Genomic DNA, 26,837 nt, shown 5'->3' on the forward strand with positions numbered 1-26,837 from the left:
TTATGATCAGCTATTTCTTAACCCAGTCGGTCCATTTATGAAAACAGCCCTCGTCACCGGCATCACCGGACAGGACGGATCCTATCTCACTGAATTGCTGCTGGATAAAGGCTATATCGTGCACGGCATGATCCGGCGCAGCAGCTCGTTCAACACCGGACGCATTGATCATTTGTACAAGGACCCGCATGTCAAAGACCGCAGGATGATCCTGCATTACGGCGATCTCACCGATTCCAGCAACCTGAACCGGCTGCTGGAAAAAATACAGCCGGAGGAGATCTATAACCTCGGCGCCCAGAGTCACGTCAAGGTGTCGTTCGAGGTGCCGGAATACACCGCCGAGGTCGACGGACTCGGCACGTTGAAACTCCTGGACGCCATCAAGGAAACCGGGGTGCCTATAAAATTTTATCAAGCCTCCACCAGCGAGCTCTATGGCAAGGTGCAGGAAACGCCGCAGACGGAAACCACGCCGTTTTACCCGCGCAGCCCCTACGGCGCAGCCAAACTGTATGCCTACTGGATTGTTAAAAATTACCGTGAGGCTTATCATTTATTCGCCGTCAACGGCATACTTTTTAACCACGAATCGCCCCGACGCGGCCGACGCTTTGTCACCCGCAAGATCACGCACGCGGTCGCTTCGATCAAACTGGGACTTGAGGACACTCTGTATCTCGGCAACTTGAACGCCAAACGCGACTGGGGTTATGCGCCCGAATATGTCGACGGCATGTGGCGCATGCTGCAGCAGGACAAAGCGGAGGACTATGTCCTGGCCACCGGCCAAACACACAGTGTACGCGAATTCACCGAACTGGCCTTTCAGGCCGCGGATATCACGATCGAATGGCAGGGCGAAAATGAAACAGAAATCGGCATTGATAGCGCAACCGGCCGCGCACTGGTGCGTGTCGATCCCGATTACTATCGCCCCACCGAAGTCGATCTCCTCATCGGCGACGCGACAAAAGCAAAAAAAGATCTCAACTGGCAGCCGAAAACAACGTTCAAACAACTCGTCATCATGATGGTAGAGGCGGATTTGAAAAAAGTTGAAAAGCGAGGCTACTGAAAAGATGCTTGACTGACGGAGCAGTTAGGCAAACCCGCCTTGCCAGTCGTTCAAACATCCAAACATCTTTTTCAAGCATCTTTTCTTTGCTTGACTGCATGGATGACGGAAAAGCCAGGTGAACTCGCCTCGCCAGTCTTTCAAGCAACCACGCATCTTTTCAAGCATTTTTTCACGGCTTGACTGCTTGGATGCTTGAGACGTATAGGTGAAACTGCCTTGCCAGTCTTTCAAGCAACCATGCATCTTTCCCAAGCATTTTTTCACGGCTTGACTGCATGGATGCTTGAGACACGCAGGCAAGCTTGCCTTGCTAGCCTTTCAAACCGCCTTGTATCCAAATATATTTTGGGGGGTATCGTGGAAAGTCGTTTTTTGTATCGCGACCGCAACATCAACCGCGGTTTCAGGAAATTGGATATATGGAAGCTCGCTATTAATTTTTATCAAAACATTTGTCCGGTGATGAGCAACTGTGATGTCCCGTTTAAAATACGCGGCCAGATTCAGGATTCCGCCCTGTCCGTATCCAGCAACATCGCCGAAGGGTATGCCCGGCGTTCGATCAAAGAAACCCTGCGTTTCTACGAATCGCCCTGAGTTCCGCAGCCGAATGCTACTCTCAGCTCTACGCCCTGACCGCAGCCAAACAAATCACCGCAGAAACATTCAAAAAACTCGACACCCAACTCTACGAACTCGAAAACAAACTCATAGCAATGAACAAAAGCCTCTTGCACCAACTGAAAAGCGGAGTAGATTGGAAGAATGAATATTGAGCTTGATTGTTTGGATGAGGGTGCAGTTAGGCGAAACTGCCTTGTCAGTCTTTCAAACATCGAAACATCTTTTTCAAGCATCTTTTCTTTGCTTGACTGCATGGATGCATGAGACGCACAGGCGAAATTGCCTTGCCAGTCGTTCAAACATCCAAACATCTTTTTCAAGCATCTTTTCTTTGCTTGACTGCATGGATGCATGAGAGGCGCAGGCGAAACTGCCTCGCCAGTCTTTCAAGCAACCCTGCATCTTTTCAAGCATTTTTTCACTGCTTGACTGCTTGGATGCATGAGAGGCACAGGCGAAACTGCCTTGCCAGTCGTTCAAACATCCAAACATCTTTTTCAAGCATCTTTTCTTTGCTTGACTGCATGGATGCTTGAGAGGCACAGGCGAAATTGCCTTGCCAGTCGTTCAAACATCTAAACATCTTTTTCAAGCATTTTTTCACTGCATGGATGCATGAGAGGCACAGGCGAAATTGCCTTGCCAGTCGTTCAAACATCCAAACATCTTTTTCAAGCATCTTTTCTTTGCTTGACTGCTTGGATGTTTGAGACGCGCAGGCGAAACTGCCTCGCCAGTCTTTCAAGCAACCCTGCATCTTTTCAAGCATCTTTTCACGGCTTGACTGCATGAATGATTGAGACGCGCAGGTGATATTTTCTTGCCAGTCTTTCAAACAACCCTGCATCTTTCTCAAGCATTTTTTTCAAGCAAACTTTTTAAAGAAAACTCTCACAAATTGTACTATGAATTTATGCGATAAAATTTACATCGCCGGCCACTCGGGCATGGTCGGATCTGCTCTTGTGCGGCGGCTGCGGAAAGACGGCTACCGCAATCTGGTTACGCGCACGCACACTGAACTGGATCTCCTGGATCAATCCGCCGTCAATGAATTTTTTCAGCGCGAACAACCCGACTATGTCTTTTTAGCCGCCGCCAAAGTTGGCGGCATCCTGGCCAACAACACCTACAGAGCTGAATTCTTGTACAACAATCTCATGATCACCGCCAACATCATCCATGCATCCAAACAGTCAGGCACCCAAAAACTGCTCAACCTCGGTTCCTCCTGCATTTATCCCAAACTGGCGCCGCAGCCGCTCAAAGAAGAATACCTCCTGACCGGTCCTTTGGAACTGACCAACGAACCCTACGCCATTGCCAAAATCGCCGGCATTAAACTCTGTGAGAACTATTACCGGCAATACGGCTGTGACTTTATATCCGTGATGCCCACCAACCTCTACGGTCCCAATGACAACTATGACCTGCAAACCAGTCATGTGCTGCCCGCGCTGATCCGCAAGTTCCATCTGGCAAAATGCCTGGAAACAAACGACTGGGATGCAATACGGGCAGACCTGAACAAAAATCCGATAGGGAATGTAAGCGGAAACGCTGAACAAAGGGATGTTTTGAGTGCGCTGAATAAAGAAGGTATTGTGAACAGTCAAAAGGTTAAAGTCGAAAAGTCTGAACGTCAAATTCCCGACCTTCTGACTTTTGCACCTTCTGACGTTCCGACTGTGCATCTCTGGGGCAGCGGCTCGCCGCGCCGCGAGTTTCTCTATGTCGAGGACTTGGCCGATGCCTGTCTGCATATCATGCACAACGTCAGCGCTCCACAGTTGTACGACGACCTGAAGCAAACCCACATCAATATCGGCGCCGGAACCGACGTCACTATCAAAGACCTGGCCGAACTGATCCGCGAGATCACCGACTGTCACTGCAACATCCAATGGGACACCCGAAAACCCGACGGGACTCCCAGAAAGCTCCTAAACGTCGATCTCGCAACAAAGCTGCGGTGGCGGTATAAAACGGAACTGCGAAAAGGCATTGAACGTGCGTATGAAGCGTATAAGAATGCTTGACTGCATGGATGAGGGAGCAGCCAGATGCAATCGAACTTGCTAATCTTTCAAACATCCACGCATCTTTCTCAAGCATCTTTTCTTTGCTCGACTGCATGGATGCTTGAGACGCGCAGGCGCAACCGCCTAGCCAGTCGTTCAACCAACCATGCATCTTTCTCAAACATCTTTTCACGGCCTGACAGCTTGAATGAGGGAGCAGTTAGGTGCAACCGAACTTGCCAGCCTTTCAAACATGCATGCATCTTTCCCAAGCTTCTTTTCTTTGCTTGACTGCATGGATGCTTGAGACGTGCAGGCGAAACTGTCTGGCCAGTCGTTCAAACAACCATGCATCTTTTTCAAGCATTTTTTCACGGCTCGACTGCATGAATGCATGAGACGCATAGGCGAAACTGCCTTGCCAGCCTTTCAAACATCCACGCATCTTTCTCATGCATCTTTTTATAAGCCTTTCAACGTTTAAATGCTTCAACTATACGCATATATATCCTGTACTGGCCGCAATCTGAACTTTATACTTTTAGATTATGGATTTTTTCCGCAATAAAAATTACTAAAGATATATATTGATTAGACCAGGATTTGTACCATGTTTAAAAATAAAACACTGCTGATTACGGGGGGGACTGGTTCCTTCGGGAATGCTGTTTTAAAACGGTTTTTGCATGCAGATATTAAAGAAATTCGCGTTTTCAGCCGGGATGAAAAAAAACAGGAAGATATGCGAGTTTTTTTAAAGCATCCAAAGCTGAAATTTATTATTGGTGATGTGCGTCATTACGACAGTATTGCGATGGCGATCCAGGGGGTTGATTATGTATTTCATGCTGCTGCATTAAAGCAGGTACCGTCTTGCGAGTTTTATCCGATGGAGGCAATCCGTACCAATACACTTGGTGCGGAAAATGTATTGAATGCTGCTGCAAATTATGATGTTGAAAAACTGATCGTGTTGAGTACTGATAAAGCGGTATATCCAATCAATGCGATGGGAATGTCCAAAGCACTTATGGAAAAACTGATGTTGGCCAAAGCAAGAATTAATATTGGTAATACAATATTTTGTGGAACAAGATATGGCAATGTCATGGGATCACGTGGATCCGTTATTCCGCTGTTTATATCTCAAATTAAAAAAAGAAAACCGATTACCATAACCGATCCTCAAATGACGCGCTTTATGATGTCGCTTGATGATGCGGTTGATCTGGTGCTCTATGCCTATCAAAACGGTAATCAGGGGGATCGCTTTGTTCAAAAAGCGCCGGCAGCTACAATAGAAACACTGGCCCAGGCGTTAATTGAATTATTCCAATCAGATACTGAAATCCGCATAATAGGGACGCGCCACGGAGAAAAACAGCATGAAACACTTTTGACCCGGGAAGAAAAAGCCATTGCTCAGGATTGTGATAATTACTATCGCATACCGGCGGATACCCGTGATCTTAATTACAATAAATATTTTGTGGATGGAGAAGAACGTATAAGCAAAGCAGAGGATTACAATTCCTCAAATACCTACCGACTGAATGTTCAGGAAACAAAGGATTTATTGTCAAAACTGAATTTCGTCCAACAAGCTTTAAATCAAAATGATTGAATTCATTCAAAGCCAGGATAATGTAAAGCTATTCGATGGCGGTAACCATATTGACGACCGCGGTGAAATCTGTTTTGTTAATACTGTGCCGATAAATGATTTCAAAAGATTTTATACTATTTCAAACAAATCTGTGGATGTGATACGTGCATGGCAGGCCCACAAGCTGGAGCGAAAAGCGTTTCATGTTGTTCAAGGAGTGTTTTTAATTGCTACTGTAAAACTGGATGATTTTGACAATCCATCTGATGATCTGGATGTTTTAAAGTTTAAATTGGACGCAAAATCTGCGCAAATTCTGATGATACCTCCGGGCTATGCGAATGGAATTCGTGCGTTATCCGAAAATAATAAATTATTGGTTTTTTCAACAATGAATTTAAAGGACAGCAGCGCTGATACGTTTCGATTTCCATGTTCCAAATGGTTTGATTGGCGCTCGAAATGAATAAAATGGATAAAATTAAAATTGGCATTACAGGACAATCCGGATTTATGGGCACCCATCTCTATAATTTCCTTGGATTGCAGCAAAATGTTGAGCGGATTCCGTTCAAAGACGAGTATTTTAACAAGAGTCCCCGACTCTGTGAATTTGTCGAAAAATGCGATGTCATTGTTCATCTGGCGGCGATGAATCGGCATCATGATCAGAATATCCTGCATGATACGAATGTTGCGCTTGTACAAGAACTGATACAGGCACTGGAAAAGACCGAAAGGAAACCGCACGTCTTGTTTTCTTCATCAACCCAGGAATCTCGCGACAATCCCTATGGAAGATCTAAACGAAAGGGGCGTGAACTGCTCATAAACTGGTCAAAAAAGCATGCCGCCCCGTTTACCGGTTTGGTTATTCCGAATGTTTTCGGTCCTTTTGGTGAACCGTTTTACAATTCCGTGATCTCGACATTTTCCCATCAGATTGTTCAAAACCTTGACCCGAGAATTGAAACTGATGCAGAATTGAATTTAATTTACATCAACGATTTAATGTCTGAAATCTGGCGTGTGATTCGAGACCGGGTGACCGTGAGTGAGCATGGTATACAAGAGATTGCCCGGGCAAACGTAAGCCAGATTTTAGAGAAATTACAATGGTTTCGCAAAACTTATGTCAATGATAAAATAATCCCGGATGTATCGGACTATTTTGATCTTTGCCTGTTTAATACATTCCGCAGTTACTTGCCTGTTGATTTTTTTCCATCTGATTTTAATGTTCATTCGGATGACCGCGGACAATTTATTGAACTTGTAAAATCCGATAACAGCGGTCAAACTTCATACTCAACGACAAAACCGGGTATTACCCGCGGCAATCATTTTCATATCCGCAAAATTGAACGCTTTATGGTGATCCAGGGAGAGGCGTTGATGCAGCTGCGCCGTATCGGAACGGACGAGGTCATCGTGTACAAGTTAACAGGTGATGAGCCCGTATTTGTCGATGTTCCCGTTTGGTACACCCATAATATCACCAATACGGGAGACACCAATTTATTGACTGTTTTCTGGATCAATGAACTGTTTAATCCTGCAGATCCGGATACATACTATGAGCAAGTGTAAAATTTACTCTCTGGACTCATGATAATCATTTCATCAAATTTTAGAACATGACAAATTCAAAACTAAAAGTTGTCACTATACTGGGTACGCGGCCGGAGATCATTCGTCTCTCCTCGACGATAAAGCTGTTGGACCAGCATGTAAATCATATCATCATTCACACCGGCCAGAATTATGATTACGAGTTGAACGAGATTTTCTTCCAGGACCTCGGCCTGCGCAAACCGGACCATTTTCTGTCCGTGGACACCTCCTCGCTGGGACGAGTCTATGGCGAGATACTGATCAAAACCGAACAAGTCTTGCTGAAAGAAAAACCCGATGCCGTCCTGATCCTCGGCGACACCAACAGTTCCATTGCCGCTATTATTGCCAAACGCCTGCGCATTCCCATTTTTCATATGGAAGCCGGCAACCGCTGTTTTGATTTGAATGTACCGGAGGAAATTAACCGAAGGCTTGTGGATCATATCGCCGATTTTAATCTGGTTTACACCGAGCACGCCCGCCGCCATCTGTTATCCGAAGGCCTGCCGCATCGGCGGATTTATCTGACCGGCTCGCCGCTGTATGAGGTGTTGTACGACAACATGGAAAAGATCAAAGCCTCTACCATCTTGCAGCAACTCTCGCTCACACCAAAAAGAATATTTTCTCGTCAGTACGCACCGGGAGGAAAATGTCGACAATCTCGAGCACCTGGGTAAGATACTAACCATCCTCAACCGGCTGGCGGACGATTATCAAGTGCCCGTCATCGTCTCGACGCACCCGCGCACGCGCAAGCGTCTGGAAACTTTTAAAGATTTTCAAATGCATGAACTGATCCGGTTCTTAAAACCCTTTGGTTTTTCCGACTATGTTCATTTGCAGATGCATGCCGAATGCACCCTCTCCGACAGCGGTACCATCAGCGAAGAATCGGCCATGCTGTCGTTTCCTGCCATTTCTCTGCGCCAATCCATGGAGCGGCCGGAGGCGCAGGATGCCGGCACCATTATCCTGAGCGGTTTTGAAACACACACTGTTTTGAGCGCCGTGGCAGCGGTGATTCGCGAACAAAAAGGTGGCGCGTATGACCACATCCCGGACGACTATAAAATTACCAATACTTCCTGGCGGGTGTTAAAATTGATTTTGGGAAATGCGGGATTGAGTAATGTGTGGTGGGAATACGCCAGTCGTAGTACCCTTAACATTTCAGATATATCATTATCAGGCAATTCAAGATGAAAGCATTAGTAACCGGAGCCGACGGTTTTATCGGCTCTCATTTGACAGAATTACTGTTACAGAATAATTTCAAGGTTCGCGCCCTGTCCCAGTATAACTCGTTCAATTATTGGGGATGGCTGGAAGATATTCCCGCGCATTCGAATCTGGAAATCGTAACCGGCGATGTTCGAGATCCGCATTTTTGTAAAGAGTTGGTACGGGGAGTTGATATCGTTTTTCATTTGGCGGCATTGATCGCCATACCCTATTCCCTATGTCGCGCCTGATAGTTATGTGGACACCATGTCAAAGGGATTTTGAATATTTGTCAAACGGCAATATCCGCGTCATTCATACGTCAACGTCAGAAGTTTATGGGACTGCTTTGTATGTTCCTATAGACGAAAAACATCCCAAACAGCCGCAGTCGCCATATAGCGATAGCAAAAGCGGGGCAGATATGATGGCAATGAGTTTTTTATAATGCTTTTGAATTACCGGTTACCATAGCAAGGCCATTTAATACGTATGGCCACAGACAATCGGCGCGAGCTATTATTCCTACCATAATTACTCAGATAGCGAAGGGAGAAAAATAGATAAAACTTGGAAAAAATGAACCATAGAAATTATAATTATTGAAAGACAATAACATGAAAAAAGTATTAATAACCGGAGGCGCAGGCTACATTGGTAGTATTCTTGCCAGACTCCTATTAAAAGAAGGATTTAAAGTTCGCGTGATGGATATTTTGATGTTTGGAGGGGAATCTATTGTCGAATTATTGAATGATCCCAACTTTGAATTCATAAAAGGCGATGTCAGAGAGAAAAAAGACCGTGAAAAAGCATTGCAAGGTATGGATATGGTCGTAAACCTTGCTGCCATTGTAGGAGACCCGGCCTGTTCCAAACAACCCGAATTGGCAAAGGAGACCAACCTGGAAGCCACCAAAAAGATGTATCAGGAAGCCAATGAATTTGGAGTGGAACGCTTTGTTTTTGCTTCTACCTGCAGCAATTATGGTAAGTCAAAGAACCCCGAAAATTACATGACAGAAGAGTCTGAATTGGCCCCGGTTTCTTTGTATGCTGAGACGAAAGTGGCAGCAGAGAAATATTTGCTTTCTCAACCGGAAAAAAATAAGACAAAACCAACCTGTTTGAAGATTTGCTACCGTATATGGACTCTCCCCGCGTATGCGATTTGATTTAACAGTAAATGAGTTTACAAAAGACCTGGCATTAGGTAAAGAATTACTGATATTTGGTGAGCAATTTTGGCGGCCGTATTGTCATGTAGAAGATTTGGCCCGTTCTGTTATTCATGTGATTGAAGCTGAAAAGCAGAAAGTAGCTTTTGATGTTTTTAATGTTGGTAATACATCAGAAAATTACACAAAAAGAATGCTTGCAGATGAAATGCAAAAAGAATTACTTGATGCTACTATTAATTACGTTAAAAAAGATGAAGACCCCAGGGATTACAGAGTCAATTTTGATAAAATAAACAAGGTGCTAGGCTTTCAAACTACAAAAACAGTCCATGAGGGAATAGCTCAAATAAAAAAAGTTGTTCAGGAAGGATTTTTAAGTAATCCCGATGACATGAAATATAGGAATAGTTAATACAGTTAAGACCATGAAAGGTATCATCTTAGCAGGCGGTGCCGGAACCCGTCTCCACCCCATAACCAAAGTCGTATCCAAGCAATTGCTGCCGGTTTACGACAAACCCATGATTTATTACCCGCTATTCGTATTGATGTTAGCTGGGATAAGGGAGATTTTGATTATCTCTACACCGGAAGATTTGCCCAACTTTGAAAAACTGTTTGGCGATGGCAGCCTATTGGGACTTTCACTGAGCTATGCCGAACAGCCAAAGCCCGAAGGGGCTAGTCGAGGCATTTATCATTGGCGAAGATTTTATTGGTGATGATGATGTTTGCCTGGTGCTGGGTGATAATATTTTTTACGGTGCAGGTTTTCAAAAGCTGTTGGCCGAATCAGTGAATACGGTAAAAGAAGAACAAAAAGCAGTAGTGTTCGGCTATTATGTGGAAGACCCGCAGCGCTATGGCGTGGCGGATGTAGGTAAAGATATGAATGTATTAAGCATTGAAGAAAAACCCGAAACCCCCAAAAGCAACTATGCTGTTGTGGGCTTGTACTTCGTACCCTGAACAGCGCGGTAGATAAAGCCAAAAAGGTAAAACCCTCACACCGGGGTGAGCTGGAGATTACTTCCGTAAACCAGCAATACCTGAAGCAAGGCGATTTAAAACTCCAAATCATGTCGCGCGGCTATGCCTGGCTGGATACCGGAACGCATGAAGCCATGAGCGAAGCTACCGAATTTGTAAAAGCAGTTGAACGTCGAACCAGCCTGAAAATTGCAGCCATTGAAGAGATTGCCTGGAAAATGGGCTTTATTGCAAAAGATGGTTTTGAAAAGCTGATAGAAGGACAGGGGAAGAGTGCGTATGGAGAATATCTGAGGAGATTAATTACCTGAATTATTCTTTTATGTACAAAGTTTAAATGAATACTTAAGGATGAATATTAAGAAAAAAGAATGGGATTCTAAATTTTTTGGTTATCCAGTATGTAGGAATGGTATATTATCAAAATAGTATAGAAAATAATGTAAATAATATTATTTCAGAATCATCAAAATTTAGACTGACCTACTTGTTTACAAATCAAGAAATTGGAGTTGCTGACAATAGAATAAACCTTGTAGATACAAAAATAACATGGGGAAAGGATATAACATTAAATCCAGAGAATATAGCTAGAGAAGAATATGATGGTTCAACTCATTCTTACGATGAATTATTGTATCTAGCTTATCTCAGTGGGGCATACAGTAGATTTAGATTGGATAGAAATTTCCAAAATAATGAATTTGAAAAATTATATAAAGTATGGTTAGACAAAAGTATTAAAGGTAAGTTTGATGATAAAATATTTATTAAAAGCAATAAAAGAAAATTAGAAGTTTAATAACATTGGGAAATAATAACAATGGAACTGCTCAAATTGGACTTATAGCTGTTCATCCTCAGGCACAAGGAAAAGGTATAGCATCTTATTTAATTCAGGTAGCCACAAATTATGCTTTTGATAGAGGTTTTGAAACTTTAGAAGTTGCCACTCAATATAATAACAAACCTGCTATGAAACTTTATCAAAAAAGTGGTTTCAAAATTAAATCAAAACAATACATTTATCACATATGGAACAAATGATTCCTTTCAACAAACCCTACCTTACTGGCAAGGAAATGCATTACATGTATCAGGCCGTGTATTCCGGTAAAATTTCCGGTAATGGGCAATTCACACAAAAATGCCAGAAGTTTTTTGAGAACAAATATGGTTTTCAAAAAGCCTTATTAACCACCTCCTGTACAGATGCATTGGAAATGACAGCGCTTTTAATGGAAATAGAGCCGGGAGATGAGATTATTGTGCCTTCCTATACATTTGTTTCCACAACGTTGGCTTATGTGCGGCAATGGGCTAAAATAGTCTTTGCAGACAGTCGGAAAGATCATCCGGGAATTGATGAAAATGACGTGGAAGACTTAGTTTCAGATAAAACAAAAGCTATTGTTGTTGTCCATTATGCGGGTGTTGCGGTGGATATGGATAAGATACTGAAACTGGCCAATAAGTATAACCTGTATGTTGTAGAAGACGATGCTCAGGCTGTTGATTCCTACTACAAAGATAAACCACTTGGTAGCATTGGGCACTTCGGCGCTTTTTCCTTTCACGAAACGAAGAATATTAATGCGGGGGAAGGGGGTATGTTAACCATTAATGATAAACGGTTTATCAAGCGTGCTGAGATAATATGGGAAAAAGGAACGAATCGTGCGGAATTTTTCCGGGGTGAAGTGAATAAATACGGTTGGGTGGATATTGGTTATCTTAAAGAGAATGGTATTCATGCGGTATTTCATTATTTGAGTTTGCATAAATCTGGTTATTATTCAAACATACAAAAACCTCCAATTTTACCCAATAGTGACTTTTATACAAAAAATCTGGTACGATTACCAATGTTTTTTGAATTAAGCAATAATGAGATACAATATATAATCCAGAAGATTTGGGAAGTGCAATTTGCGGGAAGTTATAATTAATTAGATTTATTATTGATTATAGCCGGTATTTTTGTTTCTGTAAAAATTTAGTTAAATGAACCGAGCCATGACAATAACCTAACACACACGAGCATGATTATTAAGAAGCTATATAGCTTGTTTAGTTGGAGAATACTCGTCATGGCGAGCTCCATCTGACCATTGAAATCAAAATTATAAACAGATGAAAATCACAATAGTTAGTCCAGTTTATAAAGCTGAAAAAATTCTATCAGAGCTAGTTCAACGCATTGAGTTTTCAATAACGAAACTCACTGATGACTATGAAATTATATTGGTTGATGATGGTAGCCCGGACAAATCGTGGGCAGTAATTCAACAAATAGCTAAAAATAACACAAAAATAAAAGGGTTAAAACTTAGTAGAAATTTTGGACAACACTATGCTATTACAGCAGGATTGGATTATGCAACCGGAGAATGGATAGTTGTTATGGACTGCGATTTACAGGATAAGCCCGAGGAGATTAATAAACTTTATAACAAAGCGCAAGAAGGTTACGATATTGTTTTAGCAAGCCGTTATGAAAGAAAAGATTCGTTTGTGAAACGGTTTTTATCCAAGTTATTTTACCGTACTTTGGGATATTTAACCGGAACAATACAGGATGAGTCAATTGCAAATTTTGGTATTTATAACAAAAAGGTCATAAATGCTACACAAACAATGCGTGAATCGATCAGATACTTTCCCACCATGATAAAATGGGTTGGTTTTAAGCAGACAAAAGTAAAGGTTGATCATAGTGAGCGATACCAAGGTAAAACAAGCTATGATTTTAAAAGGCTTATTATTTTAGCCATGGATATTATGCTGGCTTATTCCGATAAACCGATTAGGCTTTCCATAATTGTTGGTTTGTCCATTTCATTCTTATCTTTTATTGTTGCAATCATTTATTTAATTAAATATTTAAGTGGCGATGTAATAATTATGGGGTATACAAGTTTAATAATCTCAGTGTGGTTACTCGCCGGTTTTATTATAGCTATACTTGGTGTAGTTGGTCTATATGTTGGAAAAACTTTTGAAGGGGTAAAAAAAAGGCCTATTTATATTGTTGACGAAACTACTGATAAATAACAGGACATTATCTCAAGATCATCTTTTATATTTCAATATTCAATTAACAATGCAAATATGTTTTATAGTGTTTTTGAAGAAGGAAAGCAAAGGGATTGTAAGCTTGGCTATATTTCGGACCATTCATAATTAGAGTTTTTAATTTAATTGCTCGCATAAAAGTGGGTATTATATCAAAAAATATCACGGAGGAGAGCTTTTTTATGCCGATTATTATTCACAAAGTTTAATTAGATTACCACTATATTTTAATTTAAAAGATGAAGAAATTGAGTTCATAATCAAAAGAATAAATTCATATTAATTATTATTTTATTAAACTATACCAATATACATTGACAAGATGAAAAAGTATATTAAACAATTTGTTAATAATATATCAATATCAAATCTTTTCTTATTTGGATTAGTTTTCATATTTATATATTACTTGCCTTATATTATATTCGGTGAAAACTCCTGGTTCAATTTTGGATATGATAGCTTAGATAGCAATGTGATATGGAATATTATCTTAACTGAAAGTGGAAAAATATTTACACCTAATAATGAAATTATTCCACAAGCTATGAGTGGATTACCCAGAGCTTCATACCCAGGCGAATTTTCCATTGAATTATTGTTGTATTTTATTTTTAAGCCAATACATGCTTACATTGCTAATATCATATTAATTGCAATATTTGCCTATGTTGGCATGTTTTTTCTGTTAAAAACATTATCTCCTAAATTAAATATTTTTATCTTGACTATTGTTTCAATCCTATATGCTTTGTTGCCATTTTGGCCCCATGGAGGACTGGGTGTTGCTGGGCTACCGCTAATTATTTTTGGATTGATAAATGTTAAGTTAAAGCCAATATTAAGTTATGCAGTTTTAGTTTTCTATGTTTTGTATTCAAGCTTTGTATTAACAGGTATTTTTTTAATAGCAATTTTAGGTGTTTTTTTATTATTAAAATGGATGAGAACGAAAAAATTCCCATTACCAGAAATTGCATTTGTGGTAGTTATGTTTATTCTACATATGGCTACAAATTACCGATTGATTCTTTCATCTATTTCTCCAGAATTTGTTTCTCATAGATCTAGTACTGTAATGCCAACACATTCATTAACTGAATCATATCAATTTTTTATAAATCTCCTCTTTGGTGAATGGGGGCATAATATAATTATAAAGATTCCTATTATAATTAGTTTGGTTTTCTTAATACTTGGCTCGCTTTTAGTTAATAGAAATCATTTTAAAAAATATAAAAACATATACTATACTGGTTTAATAATTATTGGAATATCTTTCTTAGCTGTATTATTTCAAAATAAATATTTCTATAACTTTTACACTGGAATTTTTCCATTTCTGAAACAAATTCAGATGCAAAGGTTCTATTGGTTACTACCACCTTTTTTCTATATCCTTTACTTTTTTGTATTAAATAAATTGGTATCATATAAATTTGGTAAAATTATAGTGGTATTAATTTTTATTATGCATTTGGGATTTGTTTTTGAGGGAAATTCAATGTATAGACAATTACTAAAAACAAAGGTGCTAAATAGGAAAGCCGGAGTAATTTCATGGAAGCGCTTTTATAGTGAAGATTTATACGAGGACATAGATGACTATATCCGTAAAGATAAATCCACATACAGGGTTGCATCTATAGGACTACAACCAGGTGTTGCATTGTATAATGGTTTTTACACGGTTGATGGTTATTTTTCAAACTACCCTCTACAATATAAAAAACAAATATATGATATTATTAAACCTGAGCTTAAAAAAGACAGTAGCTTATATAAATTCTTTGTTGACTGGGGAAGTGTTTGTGTTATTCCTTCATCAGAATTGATTAACCGAAAATATGGCCCGCGAGGTTATGTGATACCAAAGATTTATAAAAGAGATAGCATTACAAAGCCAATTCAAAATTTAAATATTAGAACTAAAGTGCTGAAGAGTAAACTAAATTGTCAATACATTTTTGTAGCTGCCGAAATTGGAAACAGTGATCAGTTAGGACTTGAGTATCATAAAAAATTCGAAAATAAAACATCTCCATACAGAATTTATTTGTATGAAATAGAATGAAACTTCAGTGTTGGATGGTGAAAGATGTTTAAGTGTTTATATGTTTAATCGTTTAACTGTTTAACCGTTCCAACAAATCAACGAATAAACAACTCAACACCACACTATGCCCGATTATTTCAGGTTTGCATTTGAAAAATTAAATGTTTGGCAAGAGGCCAGAGTGCTTTCCAAAAATGTTTACTTTGACACGAAAGATTTTCCGGGAGAGGAAAAGTTTGGGATAATCAATCAAATGCGAAGAGCTGCTGTTTCTGTTTGCTCAAATATTGCTGAAGGTTCGTCCAGAACATCAGCAAAAGACCAGGCACACTTTTATCAATTATCCTATAGCAGCTTGATGGAACTGATGAACCAAGTGATAATAGCCAATGACTTAGGTTATCTGAATAATGAAAAAGAAAACCAATATCGTTTAGATATCGAAAAGGTAGCAAACATGCTTAACTCACTCCGAAAATCCCGCTTAAACAAATAAACAATTCAACAAATAAACAATTCAACAAATCAACAAAATGCCAACTAAATACCAACCCATAATCTCATTCATCCGCGAGCTTTACAACGAGCCCGAAGCCTTCATCCCTCTCCACGCTCCAGTCTTTCAGGGCAACGAAAAAAAATACCTTAACGACTGTATTGATTCAACCTTTGTTTCCAGCGTGGGAAAATACGTGGATCGGTTTGAGGAGATGGTGGCAGAATATACCGGAGCGAAAAAAGCCATAGTTACCGTCAACGGCACGAATGCATTACACCTGGCTCTTCTGGTTGCAGGAGTAGAACCCGGCGACGAAGTCATCACACAGCCCTTAACCTTTATCGCCACAGCCAATGCAATTTCCTATGCCGGCGCTCAGCCCGTATTCATTGATGTTGATAAAGACACCATGGGCCTCTCACCCGAAGCTCTGAAAAAATGGCTAAACGATTCAACGATTAAACAATTAAACAAACAAACAAAACAACAAGAAACAATAAACAAATCAACCGACCGTAAAATATCCGCCTGCGTCCCCATGCACACCTTCGGCCATCCCTGCCGCGTTGATGAAATTGTAGAAATCTGCAATGAATACAACATTCCAGTTGTAGAAGATGCAGCTGAAAGCCTGGGAAGTTTCTATAGAGACAAGCACACAGGAACATTTGGTAAGATGGGCATATTAAGCTTTAATGGAAATAAGATACTTACAACCGGAGGCGGGGGAATGATTCTGACTGATGATGAGGAACTGGGAAACCATATTAAACACTTAACCACCCAGGCAAGAGTGCCTCACCCCTGGCAATACATACATGATGAAATAGGTTATAATTACAGAATGCCCAATATTAATGCCGCACTTGGTGTTGCTCAAATGGAACAAATAGAGAAAATCATCCAAAACAAACGCCAAACCGCGCAGGCTTATACGACTTTCTTTAATTCAGGCAAACCATTTAAAAACAAACAACAAACAACAAACAACAAACAAATAAAACACATCACCGAACCCCCAAATTCCCGTTCCAACTATTGGCTCAACGCCATATTACTAAACAACAAACAGGAACGCGACGAATTTTTAAAATACACCAACGAAAACAGCATCATGATCCGCCCGGTCTGGCAGTTAATGAATAAACTTGAGATGTTTAAAGATTGCCAATGCGGCGATTTAACTAATTCTGAGTTTTTGGAAGATAGGATTGTTAATGTACCTAGTAGTATAAATTTATAATAACACAACTTAACCAGATGAAAAAAGTAATTTTTATTTTATCAGTTGGCCATTCTGGCTCAACTCTCTTAGATATTTCGTTAGGGCAATTTAAAAACACCTTTTCCACAGGTGAATTAAAACATTTAACTTGGCAATATTACAGGAAAATTGAAAATATTGATTCAGTTCAAAAATGTACTTGTGGAGAATACTTTGATAATTGCATAGTTTGGTCGAATGTTATTAATGATTTAGCAAAATATAGAAAAGTTGAAATCAAGAAAACACCTGAATTAGTTCCCATAAAACATTTTGATAGTTTGTCATATTTCACGGATTTCAAAAAGGATAAAATCATTCGTTATATTTATAAATGGAATTTGTTTTATAAGATAATCCCCCAAAAATTATTTTCCAATTATTTAAAAAAATCAAATGCAAACAATAAAGTTATATATGATTCTATTTTTAGTCATAATCCAATGATAGAATATATTATAGACTCTTCAAAAGACATTATTAGATTTAATGAACTTCGAAAAAAAATAGATGTTTTTCCTGTTATTTTAATTAGAGATATTAATGAAGTAATGAAATCTAAATGGGTAAAGGAATCAAAGGGTAAAGTAATTGGATGGCAAAATTATTATAACAAACATATACTTTCAATAATAAAACACATGAATGATAAAGATTTTCACATTATAAGTTATGAAAGATTTATTGATAACTCATTAAAAAGTATTGAAGAACTATCAACTAAACTTAATATTGATGCTGCAGAGTTTAGAACCGATATCCCAATGAATGATTATCATATTGTTGCTGGAAATGGAATGAGATATACTGACGTTGTGAATATTAAGAAAAGAGAAATAAATATAAATGATTTGAAAATATCATTAAGTAATTCAGGTTTAGATACTTTTTTTATAGATAGGATATGAATACTAAAAAAATAAAAGTTGTTTGGCTATGTCACTTTACCAACAAGGATGTTCAAGACCATATTAAGCCATTTAAACGAATAGGGGAAATTGCCCCCTGGATTCCAACATCTCTTAAAATATGGGAAAACGATCCTCGCCTTGAATTACACGTTATCTCCCCACATGAATATATCAAAGGAATAAAGAAATATACCAAGGAAGGTATTAATTATTATTTCTACAATGCACATATGCCTTTAATTGGCAGGCATTGGCCAGGTTTTTTAAAATGGGATTATATTTCAAACTACAAGAAAAATAGGCGGATAACAAAAAAATTAGTAAACCAAATAAACCCCGATATTATCCATTTACACGGAGCAGAAAATGCTTATTATTCCTCTACGGCTTTACAGTTTATTAATACGTATCCAACCATTCTAACTCTGCAAGGGTTTATTTCTAAGACTAGCAAAATTAACTCAACTAAGGTAAAAAAACGTATAGCTGTTGAATCTGAAATCCTAAGAAGAATTAAAAATGCTTTTTATCGGACCAATACAATGGCAAACGATATAAAAGGTTTTAACCCAAATATTAATTTGTTTTGGAATACGTATCCGAAATCTGAAATCAATTACCCTCAAAATATTTCAAAAAAATACGATTTGGTATTTTTTGCTCGCATAGCAAAAGATAAGGGAATAGAGGATTTATTAAAAGCACTTAGCATGATTAAAAAGAAAAAACCAAATATATCGCTTTGTGTTATAGGAAGTGGTAATATTGAACCTTTTAAGCGTATTGCTGAGGAGTTAGGAGTGCACAACAATGTGGAATGGGCCGGTTTTCTCCCTACCCAAAATGATGTGCATAAAATGGCATCTAAAGCCAAAATTAGTGTTCTCCCAACTTATCACGATATTATTTCAGGAACTATATTGGAAAGCATGTTTTTGAAAATCCCTGTTGTTGCCTATAATGTAGGTAGCATACATGAAGTCAATGAAAAAGAAGAAATAATCTCATTGGTTGATAAATTAGATGTAAAAGGGCTGGCTAAAGCTATTGAAAATTTGCTTGATAATCCTGATTTAAGAAAAGAGAGAGCTGAGAAAAGTTATAAACGCGCACATAAAATGTTTGCGCATTCGGATGATGAGATTAGGAAAAGCTTGTTGAAAGCTTATAGAAGTGTAATTAATGATTTTAAATAAAAAAAGTCAAGTTATGTGTAATTTAATATTATGCCCTGTATGCAAATCTAACAATATTATCATTTTTTTTACTGATAATAGAAATAGATTTGAACTCTTAAAATGTAATGAATGTAAATTACAATTTAAACGTTCTGCAAATAAAATCAATTATGAAAATCTAGATTTTGATGATTATTCAATTTATAATTTTTCAAGAAAAAATGAAGTGAAAGACCTAATAAAGATTTTAAAGTCATACGATTTTGAAAACGAAAACCTTTCTGTTTTAGAAATAGGTTGTGGTACTGGATCTTTATTGAATGAATTTCATAATTATGGAATTCATAAATTGTATGGTATTGAACCATCACAAGTTGCCTGTGATTATGCAAAAGAAACATTTAATTTAAATATAATTAATGGATATTTTAGTCACAATAGTTTAAGTGAAAAAGTTGACATTATTATTCTATATGATGTTATAGAGCATTTGAACAAACCTCATGCATTATTTTACGAGATTGGAAAATATATGACGAAAGATACCTTGTTACTTATTAAAACAGGAAATACTAGTTCTTTAAATGCAAAAGTTTCCAAATCGCATTGGAGGTATTATCAAGGAGAACAGCATGTTGTATTTTACAACAAAAAATCACTTAAAAATTTGTTGAATCAGCATAATTTAGAAATTGTCAATTTTTATTTCTTTAAGCATGCATACGGAGGTGTACATCTTCGCTTTTTTTTAAAGAAAATAATAAAAGGATTGATAGTAAGAGTTTTATTCTGGCTAAATCTCTATGTTAATAAAAACAATAGTTATTCTGTAGCTTTAGTAAATGACCACTTTATTGCAGCAATACGCAAAAAACATATAGGATAATGATTTTATTCATAGGAGACGGTTATGCTTTAGGGGATAATGCTGGTGCTATTCTTTACCGCAGGATAATGGAAGTATATGGAATTGAAAACTTCTGTTATTTTGGAATTGGGAACAGAACCAGGAAACGATGGCCCAGTAAGTATGATAATATGCCTAAAGAATTGCATTCTTTGAGAATTTGGCCACGTATTAGAGGGCTAAAATATTTAAAGAAAATTCCTTTTATCGAAGAATTCTATTATTTTATAAAAATTCCTTTTGTTCGATACCGGCTAAAACGCTTTGTAAAGAAAAATAATATAGATCGCGCTTTTATTCTCCTCCGTGCAGATGTACTGTCAATTTTAAGTGATCCTATTATTATTGAGGACATAAAGCATATTGGATTTATTTCAGATACCGTTAAAGCCGAGCAAGCGGATAAAAAAAGAATTTATAAGTTAAAGAGAGACAACTATTATAAAGCTATACGAAATTTTGATGGAATTTTTGTAGCTGGAGAAGCAATGGATAATTATATAAAAAACAATTATTCTCAAAAAACTGCTATTTTAAGACTTGGGTACGAAAATAATATTCCTGAAACTTTCACAATGTCCAAGGATAATTCTGAAATTCATATATTTTTTGGGGGTTCAGTTTATGCAAAAAATGAAATTGAGATATTTGCTCAAGCATTGTCTCAATTTCAAAAAGAAAATTCAAATTACCAATTAGTATTTACCATTGCTTCCAACTACAAGCTAAAAAAAACTTACGATAATATTAGTATAGAAGAACTGGGATGGCAAAGCGAGCGGACCTTGATAGCTTACATGCAAAATTCACACTTAGGCTATGCGCCATATAAATTTGACGATAAAAGTAAGCACCATATGAGTTACGCTTTTCCAAGCAAAATTGGTTTTTACTTATCCGCTGGTTTACCGATATTTTTTCATGGGCCTGATTATTCTTCTGTAGGGAAATTTTTTAATAATTATAAATGTGGCGTACATTGTTCATCGCTGGAAGTGAAAAATATTGTTAAACAAATTGAGGAAATACTTCTTGATAAGAATGTATATGATAATTTGCTTAGCGAAACAAGAGTTGCCTTTGAAAATGAGTTCTCACTGGATGTGTTAGGACAGAATTTTAAAAAACTCATTGAATAACAATTATTTAAATATTGCCCTAGTTGAAAACTTCCGATAGAGTTATTCTTAATAGCATTGTGCTGTATGGTAAACTAATTGTTGTATTAATCATCGGGTTGATTAGTACTCGATTAGTTTTAGCCGCCCTGGGGGAAACAGATTATGGAATCTATTCGCTGGTAGCCGGAGTGGTTGGTATGTTGGCATTCTTAAAAGCTATTTTGTCGAGTGCTTCCATGCGTTTTTTATCACATAGTCTTGGAAAAAATGATGATTTATTTTTAAAAAAAACGTTTAACACCGCTCTCTTTTTACACCTGGTTCTTGGATTAGCTTTATTAATAATCATTGAAGTGGGTGGATATTTTATGTTTGAATACTATCTCAACATTCCTGAAAACAGGATGCAGGCAGCAAAAACCGTGTTTCATTTTGTTACATTATCTACTTTTGTTACTGTTGCATTAACTCCTTATGATGCTATAATGAATGCACATGAAGATTTATTTATGCTTTCTGTTTTTGATTTGGTTGGTAATTTTATTCGGTTGGCCGCAGCCCGTATATCTTTCATTTGCCAGCTATAAACTGTTGGTTACTTATGGTTTTGTAATGTTTCTATCTCAGTTAATTCAGAGGTCCATAAAGATTGTATACAGCAATAGAAAATATAAAGAATGTGAAATAAAAACGATTTACCTTGACAGGTTCCAGATAAAATCGATGCTTTCTTTTAGTTCCTGGAGACTTGTTGGCTCAGTTGCGTCAATCATTGCCAGCCAGATAAGAGGTGTTATTATAAATGTTTTTTTTGGAGTAAGACTCAATGCGGCTAATGGAATTTCGCAACAAGTATCGAATCAGGTAAATAATCTTTCGGTTAGTATGACACGTGCAATAAGACCCCAGCTTGTAAAAAGTGAAGGCGGGGGCGACCGCGATAGAATGCTTCGGATAACAGCGCTTGCGACAAAATATTCAGCCTTGCTATTTTCGCTTTTTGCTATTCCTATTTTTTTTGAATTAAATTATTTATTAAAACTTTGGTTAACCGATGTTCCGGATTATACATTTGTTTTTGCCAGACTTATACTCATTGGTTTATTTGTGCAGAAACTTTCTTTTGAGATAGGAACGGCTGTTAGTGCTGTCGGGCGCATAAAGGAAATGACCATTGCTGAGAGTATAATAATGGTGTCGGGGGTGGCTTTTGCATATTTTTTATATACCCTGGAATACCCACCTGAAACAATTTTTGTTGTTGGTATTTTTTTCGGTTTATTCACATTCGTTGCAAGGTTATATTATGGAAAAAAAATTGCGGGATTAGCAATTAATAAGTTCTTAAAAGAATCTTTTCTCCCTTTACTTCTTCCAATTTTCACCAGTATTATATTTGCTTTTTCTATTAGCTACTATTTTGAAGAGACTCTACTTAGAGTGATTTTTAATTTACTTGGTGCATTTTTTCTCTACCTTTTGGTGTTTAGATATTTTAGTATGAATAAGTGGGAAATAGACAAGTTCAAAAGTTTGTATGAAACAATTAAAAACAAATTAATGTAAATTATGACAATTTATAATAAACCTACTATCCATGCCCCTATCCTTATCATCGCCTTCAACCGTCCTGATGTTACAGTGAAAACATTCGAATACATCCGGCAGGCTGAACCTGAAAAACTTTATGTTGCCATTGATGGCCCGAGACCGGATAAACCCGGAGAAGATAAGCTGGTAAATGAGGTAAAAGCCATTTTGCAAAATGTAGATTGGCTATGCGAAACCCATTATAAATATAATGAAACCAATAAAGGTGCCGAGGTTACTGTTCTTTCGCGCGATATCTTGGGTATCTGAAACAGAAAGAATAATGCCATTATTTTGGAAGATGAAATTATCTGCCCCTTTGTCATTTTTGAAATTTGCACAGGAAATGCTGATTAAATATAAGGATGATGAGAGAGTCGGAACCGTTACGGGTTCCAATTTTACGCCTATTCCGGTACCAGGAGATACGGATTATTTTTTTGCTAAATACGGACATTCATTGGGGTGGGCCACATGGAAAAGAGCCTGGGATACTTTTGATTTGAATGTACAGTTTCCCAAAACATTGATCGATTAACAATTTGAGTATCAATTACCAATAGCAAAAAAGAAGCAAAATTTTTTCAGAAAAAATTTAAACAAATAAACGAAAGGGGGCCTGGGAATAGCACATGGGATGCTATTGGGAATTATTTTCATAGAGTTAATAATAGGCTTTCAGTAATTCCAAAAGTTAATCTCACTTCTAATATTGGCGAATATGGCCTTCATGCAAGAGGAAGGTCTGAACATCATTACAGATCTTTTGATGAAAATTTTACGGTAAAAAAACATCCGGATAAAGTTGAATATTTTAAAGAGTATGATATTTATCATTTTGAGAATTATATTTATTCAAAAGAAACCTTTTTTTAGAAGAGTCTTCAATAAGCTAAGAAGAATAATCAGAAAATTAATTGATTGAATATTGTGTCTTATTGCAAAGTAATATTATTATTAAAATATTTTGTTTCAATTTAAAACTAATATTAGGTTCTCAAAAAAATAATCTTTATGAAAAAAAAATCTTTTGCCATTTTAATTTCTGGTTATGGCCGCGGAGCTATTGATATTATAAATGAATACAAAAATGGTTTAATAGGACCAAGCTTGGAACTTTTATTAAGTAGCAATAATGAATCTTACGCTTTAAATGTTGCAAAACAAAATGGAATAAAAACAGAAACAATTAATAAAAAAAATTTTCAGAGTAAAAAAGCATTTGAAAAGGAAATACTTTCAATTTTAAAATCAAATAAAATTGATTATGTTTTTTTGGCCGGATGGAAATATATTATTGGGGATACAATTCTAAAAGAATTTAATAAAAGAATTGTAAATATTCATAATTCTTTGTTGCCTAGTTTTAAAGGACTTAAAGCAATTGACCAAGCCCTTGAATATGGCGTAAAAATAACTGGCATAACAACGCATTTGGTCGACGAGTCATTAGACGGTGGTAAAATTATTATGCAGCAAGCAGTTAATATAGATGATGATGATGATTTTAAAAGTGTTGATATGAAGGTCTTTAGAGCAGGAACGATTATTAGTATAAAAACAATAAATAAGATATTTAAGTAGGAATTGTATAACATATGCTAAATTGTAAAATTTTATCTTTAGTAGACAAACAAGTGTGGAAGGAATGTTTCCAAAAATTGCCTTTAGAGCAACAAGATGTTTATTACACCCCTGAATATTATGAATTATACGAAAATTACGGTGATGGAAAAGCTCAATGTTTTGTTTTTGAAAAGGATGGAGAAATTGCGCTTTATCCTTTTTTAATGAATTCAGTGAATGAGTTGGGTTATGATCTGGATGATACATATTTCGATATTCAAGGTGCTTATGGCTATAATGGGGTATTGAGTTCATCTTATGATAAAAAATTTATTGATAGCTTTTATAATGTTGTTGATGATTATTGTATAAATAACAATGTTGTTGCGGAATTTACACGATTTCAGCCAGTTTTAGGGAATGATAGATTTGATAATGGCTACTGGAATATTATATATGACAGAACAACGGTTTTTATTAAATTATCTGAATATGATGATTTGGATGATATTTGGCAAAAAGCTTATTCTAAAGAAGCCCGAAAAAACTGTAGAAAAGCCGAAAAACAGCAATTATATCATACATTAGCTGAAGACAAGGATGAATTTTCTAGGTTCTATAATTTATATTTAGAGACAATGCAGTATATTCAATCCACTGATTATTATTTGTTTTCAGAAGAGTTTTTCCGACAAATAGCCGACTTAAAACAGCAACAGGAACTAATACTGGTTTGGAAAGAAAATCAACTATTGGGATGTTTTTCAATTTTATTTACAAAACATTATGCCCATAACTTCCTTTCGGCTGGTTCGGTAAATCACAGAAAATTACCTATCAATGACTATATGCAAAATTTAGCAATTCAGAAAGCTTTTGATAAAGGATGCAGATATATCCATTTTGGCGGCGGCAATTCCAAAAATGAATATGACTCATTATTTAAGTTTAAATCAAAATTTTCCAAAAGCAGGCTTAATTTTAAGATTGGCAAAAAAATTCATCATGATAAGATATATCAGGAAGTAAAACAACAATGGGAGCATAAATATCCGAAGCATTATAATCAAAACAAGCATCGTTTATTAGGATATCGGGATATACAATGAACAAAGAAGAAAAGATAAAATCAATTAGTATCCAGAATGCATCAACGATTTTAGATGCGCTAAAAAGAATGGATAAAACGTTTAAAAGGCTATTGTTAGTCTTTGAAGGTTCTGAATTCATCAATGTATTAAGCATTGGCGATATTCAGCGTGCCATTATCAAAAACCAATCTTTGGATACCCCGCTGGAAAAAATATTGCGCCGCGTAACAAGAGTTGCCAATATCGCTGACTCTTTCGAATTAATTAAGTCACAAATGCTTAAATACAAGGCAGAATGCATGCCTGTACTGGATAAAAATAAACAACTATCAGACGTATATTTTTGGGAAGATGTTTTTCCGGTAGAAAGAAAGCCTGTGAAAAAGCAACTTAATTTACCGGTGGTTATTATGGCCGGTGGCAAGGGGACTCGAATGAAACCCTTAACGAACGTGTTGCCAAAACCTTTAATACCCATCGGAAATAAATCTATACTTGAAGATATCATGCAGCGCTTTTCGGATGTGGGCTGCAACAATTTTTTTATACTCTGTAAACTATAAAGCAGGAATGATAAAACATTACTTGGAACAATTCAATCATAATCAATACAACATTGACTTCTTTGAGGAAGAAAAGCCGTTAGGAACGGCCGGAAGCTTATATTTGTTGAAGGGTAAGATAAATCAATCATTTTTTGTTAGCAACTGCGATATTATCATTGAAGAGGATTATAGCGAAATCTGTGAATACCATACGGAAAATAAAAATGATATTACCATTGTAGCTGCCTTAAAGCATTATCCAATTCCGTATGGGACAATAGATTCACGCGAAAATGGTATTTTGGAATCGCTCAATGAGAAACCGGAATTAACCTTTAAAATTAATTCCGGTATGTATATTTTAGAGCCGCATCTAATTAATGAAATACCTGAAAACAAATTTTTCCATATTACCGACCTTATCCAAAAGATTAAAAGCGAGGTGGGAAAATCGAGGTGTTTTCCCGGTTAGTCAGAATTCATGGAAAGATATTGGTACGTGGGATGAGTATACCAATGTAATAAGGCAAACCTAATATTTTATTAGTTGTTACTTTTTTATTTAATGAGCAACCGCGATAAAACAATATATTATCTTTTTTTAATAACAATAGCATCAACATCGCTATATGTTGTTTTTAGAAATCTACCACCGATTATAGGCAGTTTTCGCTTTTTCTGGGCGCCTGC

General features: G+C 37.1%; 28 protein-coding genes and 4 pseudogenes. 29 read left to right on the plus strand and 3 right to left on the minus strand.

Annotated features, from left to right (window positions below; translation table 11 throughout):
- Positions 1 to 37 precede the first annotated feature (37 nt).
- Together gmd and U5R06_03740 are read left to right on the plus strand one after the other, a co-directional pair.
- Positions 38 to 1,078 (plus strand): GDP-mannose 4,6-dehydratase, encoded by a 1,041-nt coding sequence (gene gmd, locus U5R06_03735; protein ID MDZ7721948.1) that lies wholly within the window; start codon positions 38 to 40, stop codon positions 1,076 to 1,078.
- Positions 1,079 to 1,438: 360 nt separating this feature from the next.
- Entirely contained in the window at positions 1,439 to 1,678 is a 240-nt protein-coding gene (locus U5R06_03740; GenBank protein ID MDZ7721949.1) for a four helix bundle protein, read from the plus strand.
- On the opposite strand, the gene U5R06_03745 is transcribed toward U5R06_03740, so the two are convergent.
- Positions 1,663 to 2,025, minus strand: coding sequence for a hypothetical protein (locus U5R06_03745; GenBank protein MDZ7721950.1), 363 nt, complete (start codon positions 2,023 to 2,025; stop codon positions 1,663 to 1,665). The genes U5R06_03740 and U5R06_03745 overlap by 16 nt on opposite strands.
- A gap of 98 nt (positions 2,026 to 2,123) precedes the next feature.
- Positions 2,124 to 2,540: a hypothetical protein gene (locus U5R06_03750; protein ID MDZ7721951.1), complete on the minus strand. Its 417-nt coding sequence runs from the start codon at positions 2,538 to 2,540 to the stop codon at positions 2,124 to 2,126.
- Between the two features lie 70 nt (positions 2,541 to 2,610).
- Here U5R06_03750 and U5R06_03755 point away from each other — a divergent pair, with 70 nt between their 5' ends.
- Positions 2,611 to 3,744: a GDP-L-fucose synthase gene (locus tag U5R06_03755; protein ID MDZ7721952.1), complete on the plus strand. Its 1,134-nt coding sequence runs from the start codon at positions 2,611 to 2,613 to the stop codon at positions 3,742 to 3,744.
- A gap of 229 nt (positions 3,745 to 3,973) precedes the next feature.
- On the opposite strand, the gene U5R06_03760 is transcribed toward U5R06_03755, so the two are convergent.
- On the minus strand, positions 3,974 to 4,171 hold the full coding sequence (locus tag U5R06_03760) for a hypothetical protein (protein ID MDZ7721953.1): 198 nt from the start codon (positions 4,169 to 4,171) through the stop codon (positions 3,974 to 3,976).
- 165 nt (positions 4,172 to 4,336) lie between these two features.
- Between U5R06_03760 and U5R06_03765 the strand changes: the two genes are divergently transcribed.
- From U5R06_03765 to U5R06_03890, 26 genes and pseudogenes are all read left to right on the plus strand, one after another.
- On the plus strand, positions 4,337 to 5,350 hold the full coding sequence (locus tag U5R06_03765) for a polysaccharide biosynthesis protein (protein ID MDZ7721954.1): 1,014 nt from the start codon (positions 4,337 to 4,339) through the stop codon (positions 5,348 to 5,350).
- Positions 5,343 to 5,798 carry a hypothetical protein gene (locus U5R06_03770; protein ID MDZ7721955.1) on the plus strand — a complete coding sequence of 152 codons (456 nt, stop codon included), beginning with the start codon at positions 5,343 to 5,345 and terminating at the stop codon, positions 5,796 to 5,798. The genes U5R06_03765 and U5R06_03770 overlap by 8 nt, the downstream gene beginning before the upstream one ends.
- A 5-nt stretch (positions 5,799 to 5,803) precedes the next feature.
- On the plus strand, positions 5,804 to 6,922 hold the full coding sequence (locus U5R06_03775) for an NAD-dependent epimerase/dehydratase family protein (GenBank protein ID MDZ7721956.1): 1,119 nt from the start codon (positions 5,804 to 5,806) through the stop codon (positions 6,920 to 6,922).
- A 47-nt stretch (positions 6,923 to 6,969) separates the two neighbouring features.
- Positions 6,970 to 8,155 (plus strand): annotated as a pseudogene (wecB, locus tag U5R06_03780) (UDP-N-acetylglucosamine 2-epimerase (non-hydrolyzing)).
- A pseudogene (locus tag U5R06_03785) lies at positions 8,152 to 8,733 on the plus strand (GDP-mannose 4,6-dehydratase). The pseudogenes wecB and U5R06_03785 overlap by 4 nt, the downstream one beginning before the upstream one ends.
- Positions 8,734 to 8,790: 57 nt before the next feature.
- Positions 8,791 to 9,348, plus strand: a complete 558-nt coding sequence (locus U5R06_03790) for an SDR family NAD(P)-dependent oxidoreductase (protein ID MDZ7721957.1) — start codon at positions 8,791 to 8,793, stop codon at positions 9,346 to 9,348.
- Positions 9,338 to 9,766, plus strand: coding sequence for an NAD-dependent epimerase/dehydratase family protein (locus tag U5R06_03795; GenBank protein MDZ7721958.1), 429 nt, complete (start codon positions 9,338 to 9,340; stop codon positions 9,764 to 9,766). The genes U5R06_03790 and U5R06_03795 overlap by 11 nt, the downstream gene beginning before the upstream one ends.
- A 13-nt stretch (positions 9,767 to 9,779) precedes the next feature.
- Positions 9,780 to 10,655, plus strand: a pseudogene (gene rfbA, locus U5R06_03800) (glucose-1-phosphate thymidylyltransferase RfbA).
- Between the two features lie 77 nt (positions 10,656 to 10,732).
- The gene (locus U5R06_03805; GenBank protein ID MDZ7721959.1) at positions 10,733 to 11,146 is read left to right on the plus strand and encodes a hypothetical protein; all 414 of its coding nucleotides are present in this window, start codon (positions 10,733 to 10,735) and stop codon (positions 11,144 to 11,146) included.
- 5 nt (positions 11,147 to 11,151) lie between these two features.
- On the plus strand, positions 11,152 to 11,391 hold the full coding sequence (locus U5R06_03810) for a GNAT family N-acetyltransferase (GenBank protein MDZ7721960.1): 240 nt from the start codon (positions 11,152 to 11,154) through the stop codon (positions 11,389 to 11,391).
- Positions 11,388 to 12,293, plus strand: a complete 906-nt coding sequence (gene rffA / locus U5R06_03815; GenBank protein MDZ7721961.1) for a dTDP-4-amino-4,6-dideoxygalactose transaminase — start codon at positions 11,388 to 11,390, stop codon at positions 12,291 to 12,293. The genes U5R06_03810 and rffA overlap by 4 nt, the downstream gene beginning before the upstream one ends.
- Before the next feature lie 184 nt (positions 12,294 to 12,477).
- Positions 12,478 to 13,398, plus strand: coding sequence for a glycosyltransferase family 2 protein (locus U5R06_03820; protein ID MDZ7721962.1), 921 nt, complete (start codon positions 12,478 to 12,480; stop codon positions 13,396 to 13,398).
- 343 nt (positions 13,399 to 13,741) lie between these two features.
- Entirely contained in the window at positions 13,742 to 15,493 is a 1,752-nt protein-coding gene (locus tag U5R06_03825) for a DUF6044 family protein (protein ID MDZ7721963.1), read from the plus strand.
- A gap of 106 nt (positions 15,494 to 15,599) precedes the next feature.
- Positions 15,600 to 15,971 (plus strand): four helix bundle protein, encoded by a 372-nt coding sequence (locus U5R06_03830; GenBank protein MDZ7721964.1) that lies wholly within the window; start codon positions 15,600 to 15,602, stop codon positions 15,969 to 15,971.
- A 37-nt stretch (positions 15,972 to 16,008) separates the two neighbouring features.
- A complete protein-coding gene (locus U5R06_03835; GenBank protein MDZ7721965.1) occupies positions 16,009 to 17,217 on the plus strand; it encodes a LegC family aminotransferase in 1,209 nt (402 codons plus the stop codon).
- Positions 17,218 to 17,234: 17 nt separating this feature from the next.
- Complete coding sequence (locus U5R06_03840; protein MDZ7721966.1) at positions 17,235 to 18,146, plus strand: hypothetical protein; 912 nt, start codon at positions 17,235 to 17,237, stop codon at positions 18,144 to 18,146.
- The gene (locus tag U5R06_03845; protein ID MDZ7721967.1) at positions 18,143 to 19,345 is read left to right on the plus strand and encodes a glycosyltransferase family 4 protein; all 1,203 of its coding nucleotides are present in this window, start codon (positions 18,143 to 18,145) and stop codon (positions 19,343 to 19,345) included. Before U5R06_03840 ends, U5R06_03845 begins: the two co-directional genes overlap by 4 nt.
- On the plus strand, positions 19,332 to 20,213 hold the full coding sequence (locus tag U5R06_03850) for a class I SAM-dependent methyltransferase (GenBank protein MDZ7721968.1): 882 nt from the start codon (positions 19,332 to 19,334) through the stop codon (positions 20,211 to 20,213). The genes U5R06_03845 and U5R06_03850 overlap by 14 nt, the downstream gene beginning before the upstream one ends.
- Positions 20,213 to 21,373, plus strand: a complete 1,161-nt coding sequence (locus tag U5R06_03855; protein ID MDZ7721969.1) for a hypothetical protein — start codon at positions 20,213 to 20,215, stop codon at positions 21,371 to 21,373. The genes U5R06_03850 and U5R06_03855 overlap by 1 nt, the downstream gene beginning before the upstream one ends.
- Positions 21,374 to 21,396: 23 nt before the next feature.
- Entirely contained in the window at positions 21,397 to 21,942 is a 546-nt protein-coding gene (locus tag U5R06_03860; protein ID MDZ7721970.1) for an MATE family efflux transporter, read from the plus strand.
- Positions 21,943 to 22,078: 136 nt separating this feature from the next.
- Positions 22,079 to 22,921: a hypothetical protein gene (locus U5R06_03865; GenBank protein MDZ7721971.1), complete on the plus strand. Its 843-nt coding sequence runs from the start codon at positions 22,079 to 22,081 to the stop codon at positions 22,919 to 22,921.
- Positions 22,922 to 22,924: 3 nt separating this feature from the next.
- On the plus strand, positions 22,925 to 23,215 hold the full coding sequence (locus tag U5R06_03870; protein MDZ7721972.1) for a hypothetical protein: 291 nt from the start codon (positions 22,925 to 22,927) through the stop codon (positions 23,213 to 23,215).
- A 76-nt stretch (positions 23,216 to 23,291) separates the two neighbouring features.
- Positions 23,292 to 23,483 carry a hypothetical protein gene (locus tag U5R06_03875; GenBank protein ID MDZ7721973.1) on the plus strand — a complete coding sequence of 64 codons (192 nt, stop codon included), beginning with the start codon at positions 23,292 to 23,294 and terminating at the stop codon, positions 23,481 to 23,483.
- Positions 23,484 to 23,959: 476 nt separating this feature from the next.
- Positions 23,960 to 24,529, plus strand: coding sequence for a phosphoribosylglycinamide formyltransferase (gene purN, locus U5R06_03880; protein MDZ7721974.1), 570 nt, complete (start codon positions 23,960 to 23,962; stop codon positions 24,527 to 24,529).
- A gap of 14 nt (positions 24,530 to 24,543) precedes the next feature.
- On the plus strand, positions 24,544 to 25,620 hold the full coding sequence (locus U5R06_03885; protein ID MDZ7721975.1) for a GNAT family N-acetyltransferase: 1,077 nt from the start codon (positions 24,544 to 24,546) through the stop codon (positions 25,618 to 25,620).
- Positions 25,617 to 26,683 (plus strand): annotated as a pseudogene (locus U5R06_03890) (nucleotidyltransferase family protein). Before U5R06_03885 ends, U5R06_03890 begins: the two are co-directional and overlap by 4 nt.
- The last annotated feature ends 154 nt before the right edge of the window (positions 26,684 to 26,837 follow it).

This window comes from candidate division KSB1 bacterium, from assembly GCA_034521575.1.
Lineage (GTDB): Bacteria > Zhuqueibacterota > Zhuqueibacteria > Residuimicrobiales > Krinioviventaceae > JAXHMJ01.

What these genes read in the sequence shown, in the direction of transcription:
- gmd (MDZ7721948.1), top strand. Translation starts at nt 38, where the DNA reads ATGAAAACAGCCCTCGTCACCGGCATCACCGGACAGGACGGATCCTAT.
- U5R06_03755 (MDZ7721952.1), top strand. Translation starts at nt 2,611, where the DNA reads ATGAATTTATGCGATAAAATTTACATCGCCGGCCACTCGGGCATGGTC.
- U5R06_03760 (MDZ7721953.1), bottom strand. Translation starts at nt 4,171, where the DNA reads ATGCGTGGATGTTTGAAAGGCTGGCAAGGCAGTTTCGCCTATGCGTCT.
- U5R06_03765 (MDZ7721954.1), top strand. Translation starts at nt 4,337, where the DNA reads ATGTTTAAAAATAAAACACTGCTGATTACGGGGGGGACTGGTTCCTTC.
- U5R06_03770 (MDZ7721955.1), top strand. Translation starts at nt 5,343, where the DNA reads ATGATTGAATTCATTCAAAGCCAGGATAATGTAAAGCTATTCGATGGC.
- U5R06_03775 (MDZ7721956.1), top strand. Translation starts at nt 5,804, where the DNA reads ATGGATAAAATTAAAATTGGCATTACAGGACAATCCGGATTTATGGGC.
- U5R06_03790 (MDZ7721957.1), top strand. Translation starts at nt 8,791, where the DNA reads ATGAAAAAAGTATTAATAACCGGAGGCGCAGGCTACATTGGTAGTATT.
- U5R06_03795 (MDZ7721958.1), top strand. Translation starts at nt 9,338, where the DNA reads ATGCGATTTGATTTAACAGTAAATGAGTTTACAAAAGACCTGGCATTA.
- rffA (MDZ7721961.1), top strand. Translation starts at nt 11,388, where the DNA reads ATGATTCCTTTCAACAAACCCTACCTTACTGGCAAGGAAATGCATTAC.
- U5R06_03820 (MDZ7721962.1), top strand. Translation starts at nt 12,478, where the DNA reads ATGAAAATCACAATAGTTAGTCCAGTTTATAAAGCTGAAAAAATTCTA.
- U5R06_03825 (MDZ7721963.1), top strand. Translation starts at nt 13,742, where the DNA reads ATGAAAAAGTATATTAAACAATTTGTTAATAATATATCAATATCAAAT.
- U5R06_03830 (MDZ7721964.1), top strand. Translation starts at nt 15,600, where the DNA reads ATGCCCGATTATTTCAGGTTTGCATTTGAAAAATTAAATGTTTGGCAA.
- U5R06_03835 (MDZ7721965.1), top strand. Translation starts at nt 16,009, where the DNA reads ATGCCAACTAAATACCAACCCATAATCTCATTCATCCGCGAGCTTTAC.
- U5R06_03840 (MDZ7721966.1), top strand. Translation starts at nt 17,235, where the DNA reads ATGAAAAAAGTAATTTTTATTTTATCAGTTGGCCATTCTGGCTCAACT.
- U5R06_03845 (MDZ7721967.1), top strand. Translation starts at nt 18,143, where the DNA reads ATGAATACTAAAAAAATAAAAGTTGTTTGGCTATGTCACTTTACCAAC.
- U5R06_03850 (MDZ7721968.1), top strand. Translation starts at nt 19,332, where the DNA reads ATGATTTTAAATAAAAAAAGTCAAGTTATGTGTAATTTAATATTATGC.
- U5R06_03855 (MDZ7721969.1), top strand. Translation starts at nt 20,213, where the DNA reads ATGATTTTATTCATAGGAGACGGTTATGCTTTAGGGGATAATGCTGGT.
- U5R06_03865 (MDZ7721971.1), top strand. Translation starts at nt 22,079, where the DNA reads ATGCTTTCTTTTAGTTCCTGGAGACTTGTTGGCTCAGTTGCGTCAATC.
- U5R06_03870 (MDZ7721972.1), top strand. Translation starts at nt 22,925, where the DNA reads ATGACAATTTATAATAAACCTACTATCCATGCCCCTATCCTTATCATC.
- U5R06_03875 (MDZ7721973.1), top strand. Translation starts at nt 23,292, where the DNA reads ATGCTGATTAAATATAAGGATGATGAGAGAGTCGGAACCGTTACGGGT.
- purN (MDZ7721974.1), top strand. Translation starts at nt 23,960, where the DNA reads ATGAAAAAAAAATCTTTTGCCATTTTAATTTCTGGTTATGGCCGCGGA.
- U5R06_03885 (MDZ7721975.1), top strand. Translation starts at nt 24,544, where the DNA reads ATGCTAAATTGTAAAATTTTATCTTTAGTAGACAAACAAGTGTGGAAG.